Consider the following 13,996-nt stretch of genomic DNA (forward strand, 5'->3'; position numbering starts at 1 on the left):
ACTGTTCACCCGACCTACAAAGATTGCAGAACACGCGATTCATTTCTGAAGCGATGCTGAAAATGCCATTATTGAACGAAACACGGTTATTAACTGTGACCGGGGCATCGGCCTAGGTCTAGGGAGCCGAGGGTATTCAGGAGGAATCGTTCGAAACAATGTAATTTATAGCAATAATTTTGGGCTGAATAATGATGTCGGAATTGGTCTTGAGAGCGCCAGCCATGTGAAGGTATACAACAATACAATTTTTTTGGATCACCAATACAGCAATGCCATTGAATATCGATTTTCCCCATCAACCGACAATGTAATTTTCAACAATTTAACGAATAAAAGAATCCAGTCTCGAAATGATGGCACGGCAACGGTTCAATACTACTTAACCAATACAGAAAAACACTGGTTCGTGGATGTTGACTCTGGAAACCTGCATTTAGCGTCTCAAAAAAACCGAGGGCGATGACCAAGGACAATTACTCTCGGAAGTCACAAAAGACATAGACGGAGAGAACAGACCCATAGGTAATGGCGTGGATATTGGGGCAGACGAGTTTAACGAACACTAATATTACGACATCCGGCTCAAGCAAATAGCGTATCATTCTACAAGGAAGGGGCATGAGCCAGTTTAATCGGCCGAAAGGGGGTTCCGGTTATGGCCATCACCTGATCTGTAAAAACCTGGATCTTATCTGACAGGTTAGTTTGCTGAGTTTTGACGCAATCAGACCTCCCATATTCCTGGAGGTCGTTTCTACTGCCATCTCAGAACTTCCGCTTCTGCCCCGTTGCTGACTATGTGCCTGGCTTCTACTGGCATCTTGTATATCATCAAAAGCGGACATTGTTGCCCGCACATTAACCCCTTCGGTTTCTTGCCTTAGATATGAGCTTGGATTTAGTGACACTTTCTATGAAAAATTCTGCTTTGAACAGTGAGGAATTCCTTAGAAATTTCTTAAAAGCCTTGGTACAGTTGAGCTGAGACAAATTCTGGAAAAGTAGATAAAGTAATGGACGGACCGGCAGGGTCCGTTCATTACTCTGTTATGAGTAAATTTAATCATGCCAACTCGAGAAGAAAAGAAGAAACTAAAAGAGAAAGCACGGGAACGCTCAAACCCTTCTTTTAACCTTTTAGGTCCAGATGGAAAAGAGGTAGCAAAGGTGCTTTACAAGGGCTTCGACTTTCCTTGGTTATATGGAAACTTGCAGCCTTCTGAGAATTTTTCAGACTATTCAGAGCTGTTTGAAAAAGTATCATCGCTTAAAAAACTTGAAGAAGAGTCATCTGAAAGTGGTAACGAAGAATTGGAAGAAAAATATTCTGACGAAGCGCGTAATATTCTAAATAAAATAAGTGATATGGGGTTTAAAATCCTCAACAGGAAAGGCGAAGAAATAAAATACACCACATTCAATATTGTAGGGTTAGAGTGGGAATACAAGTAACTCATACCAAGGCCAATCAAAATCGCCCACGCAAAAAGCGCGAGGGCTGGACCTCGCTGTCGTTTGGCCTTTGTTGGCGACGCTAACTTAATTATGGGCGAAATTACAGATTCAATAGAGGACTATGAAGCGATATTGACTGAAGTTGGTCGAATGGCTATAGATGGATGTCTACCCTCTACAATTCTGAAGTACTTGATTGAGAATCGAGGAATCAGCGGTAAAGCACAATTAATGGCAGTATTCCGAAATGGATTTGAAACTAATCTCGGAAGCGTTACCTGTATTGGTGGATGGTGGATTGACGGCAATTCTGAGCTTGATGATTCTCAAATTGACGACCTATTAAAACCGGTACTTGATGGTTTTATTAATCAGAAAAAGTTAACAAGTCATTGCAGCAGAAAATCTGTTGAATGAAGCGCTCAACATGTCTGCTCTGACAACCAAAGCGGAAGCATTCGTCACTCAATCATAATGACCGCTTTGGCGTATTAGCCGTCGAAAAAAACACTCCATAAAAGATTTGCTTAAATCACCCACATTAACAGAAGAATGTAAGGACATGTCTAACCTTCTAATTCAGAGATGTTGGATCGGATCTTAATTTCTACACCTGATCTTGTTAATACCTGATCTATCAGATCAAAGCATCACTTGCACTTGTAACTCTCCGATCAAAAAGCCGAGTGCGGCACCAGCAACAATCAAAGTTTTTTCGTCTTCCTTAAAGGCGGGTCTCAACAGCCCTTCAAACTCCTTTGGCGTAAGTTGATCCATGCGAGCAATAATGGTGTTGTTAATGTCGAGAGCATCCATAGCATACGCCTCTACGTGCCTTGAAGTTTCGGGCAGCATTTCCATACTCTTCTCCACCACATAACTGCGGATCTCTTCAAACCGTTCTGAGCCCAACGCGTATTTCACTAAAGGACGTGCTCGCCCCAGTTGTTCTTCCGAAGCGACCTCAACGTGCTTTTGAATGAGATCCACAAGGCGATCGGCACTGGGGCCTCGCATTACTTCTTCAATCATATTTGCAGGGGTCAATAACTCTTTGGCAATGAGAGTCGCATAGTCCTTTGCGACTTCCTGTTGCCGGGCAATGAACTTCCCCTGCACGTCAAAACCAAAGATTCTAATTTTATTTAAAGGTCTAAAGAGCAGCGTTAAGGCCAACCAATCACTGAACAAGCCAACCGTTCCGCCGAATAAAGGCATTAACCAAGGTTGATGCCACACCAACCAACACCCCAACTGAACAACGCCTAAAACAAGTCCGAACCAAAACCCTGCATTGCGAAAAAAGACAAACTCCTTAGCCCCAATTTGACGAAAGATTTTATTCAATAACGCTTTGTCTTTAACCAGATTCGACACCAACAGGTGTTTGATATCAATGTAGTGATTCGGGTCTTTTCGAATATCAAGCCAGATCGCTTCTGCGATGTCCGGTATTTCTTTTTGAATGCGCTTGATCACGGCGTACTGAGCAAAGTTAGGAAGCCTGTGCCAATACTCCGGAACAAAGTTGTCTCCAACGTCCCGAATCATTCTGTCGGTCATTAATTTGAGATGCTGCTCTACTTCATTCACCATTCGTTGAATGTCCAAACGATCAATCAATTCTTCAAGAGTAAGCAACCGACTTAATAACAAATCAGTGGCCGAACCAGCCATTTTATCGGCTTTTCTGGGCACAACCCCCTGCCAACCAAAATACGGTTTTATGCCCTTAAACTCCACAGGCAAAAACATCATTTCCAAGGCCAGCACCTTAGTAATGTAGCCTACGAAGCCGGCAATTAAGGGCATCAGCAAATAGTGGGGGTTATTCTGTAGGTCTAACCAAATCTCATGTAATTCCATTTAAATTCGTCGGCGTCCTGTTCTTATTATGGATAATTGACCAAGTAACTTTCATTCTACCCAATTTGGCCATAAAATTGACAGACAATCCAACAAAACAACCCTAACCTATTAAATGACTACTCTGAGTATTCAGGGTAATCGGTATAACCTTTATCTGTGCCACCATACATACTTTTTGAAGTGATTGCCGTTTGGCACCAACGCTCCGATCAAGACCCCTTGCATGTTTGGATTCGAGAGCAATTAAAGCAACTCTAAGAAATTACGGCGCCCAGGAATAACGAGACCAGCCAAATAGACATTTAAGGTCCCAAAGGTAAATTTCCTACCTATACTGATTGCTACCCTCACAAAAAACAGGTCTAACACCTAATAACCCTATGCTTGATGAAATCACCCAGTTTAAGTTCAGGCTTCGTTTATACCTTTCCGTTTTTGGCGTCGCAGCGGCCTCCTTCTTCAGTGCCTTGCAATACAGCCGAGGAGAAACGATCACCGCCACCATATCGTTTCTGGGCGGAATATACTTCATACTGGTGATCTACTTAATGATTCATAAACGTCATTATCTGTGGAAAGGCCGAGGTTTCCTGTTTTTTATTCCGATCACTATCCTGAACATCATCTATTTACAACCCAGCTTTGGTATTTATTGGGCGTACGTCGGGGTCGTCAGTTTCTTTTTGGTGATGGAACTAAAAGAAGCTTCTCTGGGGGCACTGGCCTTCATCTCAGCCGTGTTTTATCTGGCCTACCCTCATTACCCGGATTACGTGCTTTACCGAATTTATGGCACCATTTTGCTGGTCGGACTCTTCACGTTCTCGTTTTCTTACTTGATTGAACGTCTGCACGAAAGAATTAACCAAATCGCCACCCATGATTCTCTGACCAACACCTTAAACCGCTACACCTTTAATACGTCAATTGAAAAAGCGTTGAATGAGTTCAACCGATACCAAACACCAGCAACACTGTTATTGCTGGACCTGGATCACTTTAAAAAAATCAACGACATTCACGGCCACCAGACTGGCGACTACGTCTTAAAAAAGGTGTCTGATCTGCTATTGGATCGGCTTCGTTCAAGCGATCAGGTGTTCCGTTACGGGGGTGAAGAATTTGCCATTTTGTTGTCACAAACCAAGCTCGATATCGCCGTCCAACTTACCGAAGAGCTGAGAACCATGGTGGAAAGTCATGATTTCAAAATTGGTAAATCCGTCACCTTTAGCGGCGGGCTGTCAGAAGTACAAGAAGGCGACTGGGTAACCAGCTGGTTAAAGCGTTGCGATCAGGCACTTTATCAAGCGAAAGAAGACGGGAGGAACAAAATTGTGAAAAACTAATAATCAACTCAATCACAACCAGCCAATTTTTTAATATTTCACATAAAAAAACAATTTTGAAAAATATCCGCTTTTTCTTAATTATCCGGATACCCCCCATCTTTTATTTTTGTATGTAATCCTCCGTAATTTAAATCTCCCTCTCATCTTCTACATTAAAAAATGCATCGAGCGTCATTTCAAAGACACGAGAGCAATCACAATAAAACCAGACAGGGAATAAATCATGACTCACAAACATCATCACGGACTTAATTGCTCTTGCTGCAGCCCTCTATCAAAAGCGCTGATCTCCAGACTCAATCTTTCAGCCAAAGCACTTCATCCTAAGCAAAACATAACAACGACAGGTCAAAATCTGTTAATTCTTAATTGCGGTAAAGGAGCTATTCAAACTTTAAAGAACGGAGAAGACACTGATGTAAAAGCCTTGGCTGTATTTAACAATAAGATTCTCGCCGCTGGAGATAAAGCAGAAGTCACAAAAGCACTTGACGCACAGTGCAGTCAATACACAACCATCAAGCTTACTGACCACCAAACCATATTACCCGGACTCATCGAGCCACACCTTCATATCGTTCCGGCGGCCATTTTTAACACTTGGACAGACTTAAGCCGATTCATAACTCAACCCCAAAAAATCAATAACCAAAACGTACTAGGTCAAACACTTAAAGACACCTATACCAGAAATGAACAATTCCAAGTGCTTCTGGATAAAGGGTTCTATTGCGATAACAACCCGAATCAATGGTACTTAGGGGCCGGGATAGACCCTTCCCTATTCACAGCCAGTGAAGACGACCCGCAAGTTAAAATCATCAATAAAGAATCCATTGACAAATTTAACGACAAGTTCAGCAGCCACCCGGTGTTTATCCTTAATGCCTCGATGCACATAGCCTATGTAAACTCAAAAGCCATTGAGATATTTTTAAACACAGCCGATGACTCAGACCCCGGCGTAGCTGCATTAAAAGCCATATTGTCAGAGCCAGACTGCAACGGACAAATTTTTGAAATGACTCAAATTCTTCCGTTTTCTACCGTACTCCCCTTACCGTCCTTAGATTCTTTTAAAACCGAAATCAAAACGTATTTTGATGTGGCCTCTTCACGAGGGGTAACCTCAGTTTTCGATGCAGGCGTTGAACCCGCAGAGGAAAGCTCAAACGGAGTTCCAGCCTTAGCCAATATGCCAAATTACTTATATCAATTGGCTAAGAACAACGAGACACCAGTAAGAATTGGAGGCGCTCTGGTTGTCGAATCCCTTAATGATTTTGAAACCAAAGTCAAAGATCGAAACTACAAGCCAATAGACAGCATCAAAACTCAGCCTGCAAGTGAGAGCTATATTAAGGGCGCTCGATACCCGTTTTTCAGCTTACCCTATATAAAAATCATGTCGGATGGATCTAATCAGGGCTTAACAGGATACCAATCAAAACCTTACCTATGTGGGGACGATTACGAGCGCTACCCAATGCAACCCACACGTGGCACTCCAAACTACTGTTGTTCACCCACCTCAACAGACCTGAATGAATTAGTAGATCAAGTATCCTTATCGGACTGGCCAATGATGATTCATGCTAACGGTGACGATGCGATAGAAATAACTCTCAATGCACTTGAGAACGCCTCAAACCATTCGAAACGAAATCGAATTGAGCACGCATCACTGCTGAATGCAGACAAAATCAAACGAATGGCCACACTTAATATCTCGCCTAGCTTTTTAATCGGGCATGTAGGCTATTGGGGACACTCCTTTAAAAACACCATTTTTGGAGAAGACAGAGCAAACCTGTTGGACCTGTGCAGAAGTGCCCTGAACAGCAATATCAAAATCAGCCTACACAGCGATAACGCTGTCACGCCTATGGGGCCGTTAAGAATGATGGATCAAGCCGTTCATAGAGTCATGGAGGCAGACCCAAAGGCTGGCGTTCTCAATGAGAATGAGAAAATAAGTCGCTTGGATGCACTTAAATCGGTCACCATTGATGCAGCAGCGCATTGCTGTGTTGAAGACTTGGTTGGTTCACTGGAAGTAGGCAAATACGCTGATTTTGTGATATTGGAAAACAATCCTCTCAGTATGAAACTTGATGAAAATAAGCCCTATGAAACCTTCAGAAATATAAAGGTTATTTCTACCTGGAAAAATGCGACCTGTTATTACCACTTCATGCAGACAGAAACACATAACCAAGCCAAACAAGAAAATGAAGCCGAACTTGTTTAACCCTGAGTTCAACTTGCATCCGGTAAAATACGAAATATCAAACTGTCCTGAATACAATGGCTTGTATCACGGCAAAGGAATCTATCTTCCTGCAAAAAGCCCGGATGATAAACCGCAATGGTTATTGCGGTCATCAAGTGCAGACTGGATTAACTCAAGTCTATTAACGCTAGAAGATTAGAGGCAATAGCTTTTCATGCTTTTACAGCCGCTGTGTCTACTCCCATACAGCGGCCATATATCTTCTTTAATAGCGACTTAGTCAGTCCATCAATAAATAATATTTAGCCCCCTGGCAGGCGGTTAATACCCTTTAATTTAACAACCATACCTTCTCTTTGCCGGAAACCACGCCTTTAATTCCACCCGGAACCTCTCGGCTTGCCAACTGGGAAATATGATAGTGCTCACCGTAATGAGAGTTGATTTCATCTCCCACAATCGAGAAAGGAGGCCCCTCATACTTCGTTTGATCATACTCATATGTGATCAAAAGCAAAGGCGCATTGTCTGTTATGGTTTGAAGATGCTTTGTATATTGTCTGCGAGAGACTAATGGCAAAGCCACCAGCGCCGCTCTATCGTAAATAGCATCCACTGGCCCGAGAATTTCCGCTGTGACATCAAAAATATTACCAACGAAAATATCGATGTTTTGTTCATGGTATCGAATAAGTCCTTCTGCCTCAGACGCAACAGGCTCAATATCCAGCTCCGAAAACAATTCAAGCACAGCACCTTCATTAAGCTCTACACCAACCACGTGATAACCCTGAGATAACATCCAGGCGATATCCCGTGTTTTACCGCAAAGCGGGATAAATATTCGAGCGCCTTGCGCTAAATCCAGCTCATGAAAACTGTTGACCATTAATTGATTGGCATCGCCTTCATGAAAACCAATGTCCCGACTTGCCCATCGTTCATGCCAAAAACTTACGTCCATGATTCCTCCTAAACATCGCTCAACTGAGCGAATGTGTTGTTTTGATGAATGTTCAACGTTAGGATACGAATTCAAGTCAACTTGAGGTCAAGTAAAAAATGTCGAACTCTGATGCATTGGATATTGGCAAGGTTTCTAAAGAATCCGGTTTACCGGCGTCCACCCTTCGCTACTACGAAGAAAAAGGTCTGATAAAGTCCAACGGCCGCAACGGGTTAAGACGTCTTTTCCCCGTCAATGTATTGCAACGTCTGGCCTTGATTTCACTGGGCCGCACGGCAGGTCTTTCATTGGATGAAATCGGCTCCATGTTTACGCCTCAAGGGCCGGAAATAAATCGGGAGCTGCTCATATCTAAAGCAGATGAGCTGGACATTAAGATCAAAGAATTAACCGCCATGCGCGACGGATTACGACATGCAGCAGCCTGCCAGGCGCCCAGTCATTTTGAATGCCCAACGTTTTTAAAGCTGCTCAGAGTTGCAAAGAAGTTGAAAAAGTCAGGACAAGCTTTAGAGAAGAAAAGTTAGCGCTTCCCCATTATTACTCAGGCTGCGCCCTTGAAACACACCCTTGCTGACAAAGATGATGGTCCGGCCCAAACTGGAAGTACTCCTTCCTGCTTACCAGGTATTCCAGGATGGCCTCCACCCGCTTCGGCTTATTCACCCCAGGCCGATAAACCAAATAGATGGGCATCATCGTAGCATGCCATTGCGGTAAAATTCTTACTAACGCCCTGCTTTTCAGTTCACAAACCATGTTATTGACAGGGATCTGTGCAATCCCCATCCCCTCCATAGTCGCTCGTTTGATGGCCTCAATGTTTGAACAATAGAAGTTACTGGAAATATCCAAGGACACAGACTTTTCTCCCGAAACCAAGATCCAAGGAGTCACATCTGGAGAGTACTGGAACCTAAGACAATTATGATTCATGAGTTCTTCAGGTGTTTGCGGAACACCATGCTCTTCAAGATACTGAGGGCTGGCTACCAGTACCCTGGTGCTGTAGCCAATCTCCTTCGCCACCAAGCGATCATCCACAACCTTCCCCACCCGGAGAGCAAGATCAATGCCCTGAACAAAAAGATCGTCAAAGGCATAAGACAACTCCAAAGAAATTTGAGCCTTAGGCCACTGTTTCAGGAAATCAGGAAAAATGTCTTGAGCTAAATTCGCTCCCATGGCCGGCGGCGCAGATATTCGAATCAAGCCTTGCACTTGCTGTTGAATTTCACGAACGTCCTCACTTAACGAATTAAACTCCTCCACCAAATGAGAAGCTCTGTTAAGCACCACCTGACCTGCTTCAGTAATTTGAACTCTTCGAGTAGACCTCTCTAGCAACTTAGCCTGAAGGTGTTCCTCCAGTTTGGAAATGGCTTTACTGACCGTGGATTTCGGCAACCCCATTTCATCTGCACACTGAGTCAGACTCAACAACCGACAAGTCGTCACAAAAATTGACAAGGTTCTAAAGTCTATAGTTTCTAAATTACGAACAATCACTTTCCAAACCACCCATTGTTTCTTTCAATCCAGAAGCATAATCTACGTCCAACGTTTAAACAATAGCTCTGATACATCGGAGCTCTGACCAACAAACACATTAAATTATTTGAAACGGAGTGCTGACATGTCTGCTTCTTTAAATCTCTTCTCTGCCGTGCAACTGGGTGATATTCAACTTTCAAACCGTGCCGTGATGGCGCCTTTAACCCGAGCCAGAGCAGTTGATCATGTACCTACCGATATGATGGCTGAATATTATGCGCAACGTGCCGGTGCGGGTTTGATCATTGCGGAAGCCACCATGGTAGCTGAAGGTACATCTGCCTTCATCAATGAACCAGGCATCTACTCTCAGGCTCAAATCGAAGGTTGGCGAAAAGTCACCGACGCCGTACATGCGAACGGAGGGAAAATCTTTCTGCAACTTTGGCATGGCGGTCGCGCAAGCCACCCAGACTTAAACGAAGGCAAAGCAGCCGTTGCTGCAAGTGCCATCGCCATTGAAGACGAAGTCCATACGCCAGAAGGCAAAAAACCGTATACCGTACCGAGAGCGTTAGACACAGAAGAAATCCCGACTATTGTTGAAGCCTTCAAACAAGGAGCCATCAACGCCAAAGATGCCGGTTTTGATGGTGTAGAAGTCCACGGTGCGAACGGCTATTTGCTCGATAATTTCCTACGCGATGGCACCAACCACCGTAACGATCAATACGGAGGTTCCATTGAAAACCGGGCACGTTTATTGTTTGAGGTATTGGAAGCTGTCATCGGTGTTTGGGGCGCAGGAAAAGTTGGCGTTCGAACCTCGCCGTTGAATGGCTTTAACAACATGAAAGACAGTGACCCGGTTGGCTTAACACGCTGGCTTGCAGAGAACCTGAACCAGTTTAACCTGGCCTATTGGCATGTAATGCGCACCGACTTCTTAGGCGAACAACAGGCAGATGTAATGACGCCGGTTCGTGAACTTTATCAAGGTAACCTGATGGGCAATATGGGCTACACCAAAGATGAAGCATCGACGGCGATTGCGGACACTAAACTCGACGTTGTCGCGTTTGGTGTTCCTTTCATTGCCAACCCGGATTTGGTCGAACGCTTTAAGGCGGATGCCGAGTTAAATGAACCTAAGCCAGACAGCTTCTACACTGGCGGTGCTGAAGGTTATATTGATTATCCTGCGATGGCCTAATAGTCCATAAAAATAAATCAGAACAACTACCAAAAGTAGTTGTTCTAAATAACTTCATTAGGGAACCTCTGAACACTTCTATTTAAACTATTATAGGCTGCGGGGTTATACAACACTCACATAATGCTGCAGCTGCGCACAACCTATCTGTTGTAGTAATATCTTTACTAAACCATTGCAAAATTGACTTCACGAACATTAGCCAAGTTTAAATTCTGCTTGGCATGCCAAAGATCATAGTTATCTTGCATAGCTAACCAACTTTCTGGTGTTCTACCTAGCGCCTTAGATAAACGGAGAGCCATTTCTGGCGATATAGCACTCTGCCCCTTTAAGACTCGGTTCAAAGTTGATGAGGCTACATCTAATTGCTTAGCCAAATAACGACAACTGAAACCTGCTGGTTCAAGGTATACATCACGTATAAACTCACCTGGGTGTGGAGGGTTATGCATACTCATTAGTGATAGTCCTCGTAGTTGAGAATATAAGCATTACCATCAATAAACTCGAAAGTAATACGCCAATTACCGTTTACGGTAATAGACCAAATCCCATCACGGTTTCCTTTTAAAGGATGTAATTTAAAACCGGGCAAATTGATATCATCAATTTCTTGGGCGGTATCAATTGCTGCAAGTTGCATACGTAATTTATTTTGATGCTTTGCTTGAATACCTGAAGTGCTACCTGTCTCGAAGTACTTCTTAAGGCCTTTGTGTTTAAATGATTTAATCATAGAATAAGTGTAGCGTGATGCGCATCAGTACATCAATAAAAATATAACGGCCCACCAGCCATCTTTAACACTTGATTCGCGAACTCAACTCTCAAGTGCAATACACTTAGCCCTTTCCGTCTTCGCTCTTTCGATCCCGAACAGGGATTGACTTCATAAGCCTAGGCAATGTAATGTTTGTCCATTGGCTCGGTCGAAGCCACTGTGTCTGCGGAAAGGGCTGCGCCCACGACAAGGTGAAACACACATATTATTTGTTTCCTTTTCAATCTGATAGGCAGACACAGATACCATGAAAGGGTAACGAACATGACCGACCTATCTCCACGGGTAAACACCCCGTTTCGTATTAATTTAGAGCAACAGAAGAAACGCGCCAAAGCGTTACTTAAAGACATTCATGCATCTGATGAAAGTGGCATTGCCCGGCTCCATCGCAATCATCCTCAATATTCCAAAAACAATCATGCCAAACCCGCTGAAACAGCTAAGTTAAGTGATGCTCAGTTCGTCATAGCCCGAGAGCTTGGATTGCCAAGCTGGCCTAAACTGAAAGCCCATGTTGAAGCCATGCAATGTGCTGTTAAAACGATAAACTCAAAAAATAAACCCCAGGATAGTGATCTGAAGACGCTTCATATTCGATGTGGAACAGATTTACAAAACACATTACCACTGGCGGGTTTCGTCGGAGATTTTCTGGAGTATTCAGATCCAGTTTGCCAAGGCCCAGTGCCTAACGATCCAAGCCTTATTGATGTTCGGGTAGATTACCTGACCTCCGCCTATGGCCCTTACATCCAACAATCCAGAAATCAGATACTTGAAGACTTAACGTCCGAAGAAAATCGTTTAGAAACCGCCGCCCAAACCTATGAAAGAGTGGTTCTCTGGTTTGAGCATGACACTTACGATCAACTGATTTTAGCCAGAATTCTGGCCCACTTCGCAGAAAATCAACGTCCGAACGTATTCGAAATAGTCTCCATCAACCACTTTCCGGGATCAGAACGTTTCATTGGTCTTGGCCAGTTACCCCCTGAGGCGATCTGGTTACTCTGGAATGATCGAAAACCCGTTTCTCAACAACAGTTAAATTTGGGGCAACGCACCTGGAATGCCTTTCAATCTCCGAACCCCACTGCGTTAGCAAACATACGCCTAGAAGACACCAGCGTATTGCCCAACCTGGCCAATGCAATACAACGCCACTTACAAGAACTGCCTTCTACAGCGAACGGTTTAAGTCTTACAGAACAAATAATTCTGGAAATGCTGAAGGAAGAAAGCCGAACTGCCGGAAAACTGTTTGGTTTATTGACGAGAGAACGGGAACCCTTGCCTTGGCTGGGCGACATCATGTTTTGGTATATTCTTGAATCCTTGGCCAAGTCATCCAACCCGGCTGTACGAATATCAACAGACCAACCTAAAACTGAATGGCCACACAGACAAGTAGAAATTACAAATACAGGCCTGGCGTTACTCGCTAAAGAGAGTGACTGGTTAACCATGAACCCACCTGAAAGATGGCTCGGCGGAGTGCACATTGATCCTCAATCGTCTTGCTGGCGTTGGGATCAAGCACCCGAAAAGCTCATTTTAAAATAATGACTTTTACTATCTAAAAGCCGGCTCCGCGCTGGCTTTTTAAAGTCCCAACAACGAATGAGCAAGACCCTTTGCATATAAAATTTACATTCAAAAAGCCCGACAGCCCTCCCTCAACGCTCGATGTAAAACCACTGAAGCCTGAGAGTCGTTGTACGTATCTTCATTTCTAGACTAGGTTTAATGAGTAACCAACCAAGCTAATCAACTGTTAGCGCACAGGTGATGCCTGTTAATAGCCTGCTAGGTATTTATTCGACACCTTAAGTAAAGAAACGCAAACGTATGTGGAACCTTCTTTTCCTTCTCTTCTTAGCCTGCATTACTCCTTTCTCATTTGCAGACTCCCCTGCACCCACGAAACCAAAACTTACAGTTTGCACTGATACCTGGACCCCCTTCACAGATAAAACCCTACCTGGTTCAGGGCAATCCTGGCGGATCATCCAAGAAGTTATGAGCTCTCAAGGCTACGACACCGAATTAACAATTATGCCTTGGGCTCGGGCCGTCAGAAGTGTTAAAGATGGTGAATGCGATGCCCTGGCCGATGCCTTTTATACAAAAGACCGAACTCAGTGGGCGCGGTTTTCTGCACCTTATGGAGAAGTAAATACCGTTTTTTTTAAACGCACTGACCGAGAAATACCCTCCCTGTTGATGCAAGATTTGAAAGACTATCGAATCGGCATCATCAGGGGCGCAGCTGCATCGCCTGCGTTTGACAGTGATACCAGCTTAAACAAGCACCAAGTACGGGATATAAAACAAGGGTTAACCATGCTTTATGCCGACCGGTTGGACCTTCTGGTTGCAGAAGATATTCCCGCGCTGTATCAGATTCAACAATTGAGTCTTCAATACCCTAACATTGACAATGAAATACAAGCCATTGAACCCTTTCTCGCCAATAATGAACGGCACCTTGCCATTTCAAAACAATCTGAAAATGGCTTAACCATCCTTCGCGACTTTAACCGTGGACTCATACAACTTATCAAATCCGGGAAATATAAAAAGTTGCTGGATGAATATTAAGTCTCCAAGATGACCCACATCA

General features: G+C 43.8%; 13 protein-coding genes. 8 read left to right on the top strand and 5 right to left on the bottom strand.

The features are described from left to right. Nucleotides 1-1,068: 1,068 nt before the first annotated feature. Complete coding sequence (locus ABD744_RS18350; protein WP_344800028.1) at nucleotides 1,069-1,455, top strand: hypothetical protein; 387 nt, start codon at nucleotides 1,069-1,071, stop codon at nucleotides 1,453-1,455. Between the two features lie 63 nt (nucleotides 1,456-1,518). Beyond that, nucleotides 1,519-1,875, top strand: coding sequence for a hypothetical protein (locus ABD744_RS18355; protein WP_344800029.1), 357 nt, complete (start codon nucleotides 1,519-1,521; stop codon nucleotides 1,873-1,875). A gap of 225 nt (nucleotides 1,876-2,100) precedes the next feature. Here the strand turns inward: ABD744_RS18355 and ABD744_RS18360 are convergent, their stop codons facing one another. Beyond that, a complete protein-coding gene (locus ABD744_RS18360; RefSeq protein ID WP_344800030.1) occupies nucleotides 2,101-3,324 on the bottom strand; it encodes a DUF445 domain-containing protein in 1,224 nt (407 codons plus the stop codon). Nucleotides 3,325-3,707: 383 nt separating this feature from the next. On the opposite strand from ABD744_RS18360, the gene ABD744_RS18365 reads away from it, so the two are divergent. Together ABD744_RS18365 and ABD744_RS18370 are read left to right on the top strand one after the other, a co-directional pair. Further along, nucleotides 3,708-4,676, top strand: a complete 969-nt coding sequence (locus ABD744_RS18365; protein WP_344800031.1) for a GGDEF domain-containing protein — start codon at nucleotides 3,708-3,710, stop codon at nucleotides 4,674-4,676. Nucleotides 4,677-4,902: 226 nt separating this feature from the next. Next, on the top strand, nucleotides 4,903-6,930 hold the full coding sequence (locus tag ABD744_RS18370; protein WP_344800032.1) for an amidohydrolase: 2,028 nt from the start codon (nucleotides 4,903-4,905) through the stop codon (nucleotides 6,928-6,930). Between the two features lie 313 nt (nucleotides 6,931-7,243). On the opposite strand, the gene tmpT is transcribed toward ABD744_RS18370, so the two are convergent. Continuing rightward, nucleotides 7,244-7,876: a thiopurine S-methyltransferase gene (gene tmpT / locus ABD744_RS18375; RefSeq protein WP_344800033.1), complete on the bottom strand. Its 633-nt coding sequence runs from the start codon at nucleotides 7,874-7,876 to the stop codon at nucleotides 7,244-7,246. Nucleotides 7,877-7,974: 98 nt separating this feature from the next. On the opposite strand from tmpT, the gene ABD744_RS18380 reads away from it, so the two are divergent. Then, complete coding sequence (locus ABD744_RS18380; protein WP_344800034.1) at nucleotides 7,975-8,406, top strand: helix-turn-helix domain-containing protein; 432 nt, start codon at nucleotides 7,975-7,977, stop codon at nucleotides 8,404-8,406. A 13-nt stretch (nucleotides 8,407-8,419) separates the two neighbouring features. On the opposite strand, the gene ABD744_RS18385 is transcribed toward ABD744_RS18380, so the two are convergent. Continuing rightward, the gene (locus tag ABD744_RS18385; RefSeq protein WP_344800035.1) at nucleotides 8,420-9,400 is read right to left on the bottom strand and encodes a LysR family transcriptional regulator; all 981 of its coding nucleotides are present in this window, start codon (nucleotides 9,398-9,400) and stop codon (nucleotides 8,420-8,422) included. 115 nt (nucleotides 9,401-9,515) lie between these two features. On the opposite strand from ABD744_RS18385, the gene ABD744_RS18390 reads away from it, so the two are divergent. Further along, nucleotides 9,516-10,586 carry an alkene reductase gene (locus ABD744_RS18390; RefSeq protein ID WP_344800036.1) on the top strand — a complete coding sequence of 357 codons (1,071 nt, stop codon included), beginning with the start codon at nucleotides 9,516-9,518 and terminating at the stop codon, nucleotides 10,584-10,586. Nucleotides 10,587-10,753: 167 nt separating this feature from the next. On the opposite strand, the gene ABD744_RS18395 is transcribed toward ABD744_RS18390, so the two are convergent. Both ABD744_RS18395 and ABD744_RS18400 read right to left on the bottom strand, forming a co-directional pair. Then, nucleotides 10,754-11,047: a HigA family addiction module antitoxin gene (locus ABD744_RS18395; RefSeq protein ID WP_344800037.1), complete on the bottom strand. Its 294-nt coding sequence runs from the start codon at nucleotides 11,045-11,047 to the stop codon at nucleotides 10,754-10,756. Then, the gene (locus ABD744_RS18400; RefSeq protein WP_344800038.1) at nucleotides 11,047-11,325 is read right to left on the bottom strand and encodes a type II toxin-antitoxin system RelE/ParE family toxin; all 279 of its coding nucleotides are present in this window, start codon (nucleotides 11,323-11,325) and stop codon (nucleotides 11,047-11,049) included. Before ABD744_RS18400 ends, ABD744_RS18395 begins: the two co-directional genes overlap by 1 nt. Nucleotides 11,326-11,634: 309 nt before the next feature. On the opposite strand from ABD744_RS18400, the gene ABD744_RS18405 reads away from it, so the two are divergent. Further along, complete coding sequence (locus ABD744_RS18405; RefSeq protein ID WP_344800039.1) at nucleotides 11,635-12,936, top strand: DUF1835 domain-containing protein; 1,302 nt, start codon at nucleotides 11,635-11,637, stop codon at nucleotides 12,934-12,936. A 285-nt stretch (nucleotides 12,937-13,221) separates the two neighbouring features. Then, nucleotides 13,222-13,974, top strand: coding sequence for a substrate-binding periplasmic protein (locus tag ABD744_RS18410; protein WP_344800040.1), 753 nt, complete (start codon nucleotides 13,222-13,224; stop codon nucleotides 13,972-13,974). Nucleotides 13,975-13,996 lie beyond the last annotated feature (22 nt).

Origin of the sequence: Litoribacillus peritrichatus, assembly GCF_039537985.1 — a bacterium.
GTDB classification, from domain to species: domain Bacteria; phylum Pseudomonadota; class Gammaproteobacteria; order Pseudomonadales; family Litoribrevibacteraceae; genus Litoribacillus; species Litoribacillus peritrichatus.

What these genes read in the sequence shown, in the direction of transcription:
- ABD744_RS18360 (WP_344800030.1), bottom strand. Translation starts at nt 3,324, where the DNA reads ATGGAATTACATGAGATTTGGTTAGACCTACAGAATAACCCCCACTAT.
- ABD744_RS18350 (WP_344800028.1), top strand. Translation starts at nt 1,069, where the DNA reads ATGCCAACTCGAGAAGAAAAGAAGAAACTAAAAGAGAAAGCACGGGAA.
- ABD744_RS18405 (WP_344800039.1), top strand. Translation starts at nt 11,635, where the DNA reads ATGACCGACCTATCTCCACGGGTAAACACCCCGTTTCGTATTAATTTA.
- ABD744_RS18390 (WP_344800036.1), top strand. Translation starts at nt 9,516, where the DNA reads ATGTCTGCTTCTTTAAATCTCTTCTCTGCCGTGCAACTGGGTGATATT.
- ABD744_RS18380 (WP_344800034.1), top strand. Translation starts at nt 7,975, where the DNA reads ATGTCGAACTCTGATGCATTGGATATTGGCAAGGTTTCTAAAGAATCC.
- tmpT (WP_344800033.1), bottom strand. Translation starts at nt 7,876, where the DNA reads ATGGACGTAAGTTTTTGGCATGAACGATGGGCAAGTCGGGACATTGGT.
- ABD744_RS18370 (WP_344800032.1), top strand. Translation starts at nt 4,903, where the DNA reads ATGACTCACAAACATCATCACGGACTTAATTGCTCTTGCTGCAGCCCT.
- ABD744_RS18395 (WP_344800037.1), bottom strand. Translation starts at nt 11,047, where the DNA reads ATGAGTATGCATAACCCTCCACACCCAGGTGAGTTTATACGTGATGTA.
- ABD744_RS18400 (WP_344800038.1), bottom strand. Translation starts at nt 11,325, where the DNA reads ATGATTAAATCATTTAAACACAAAGGCCTTAAGAAGTACTTCGAGACA.
- ABD744_RS18410 (WP_344800040.1), top strand. Translation starts at nt 13,222, where the DNA reads ATGTGGAACCTTCTTTTCCTTCTCTTCTTAGCCTGCATTACTCCTTTC.
- ABD744_RS18365 (WP_344800031.1), top strand. Translation starts at nt 3,708, where the DNA reads ATGCTTGATGAAATCACCCAGTTTAAGTTCAGGCTTCGTTTATACCTT.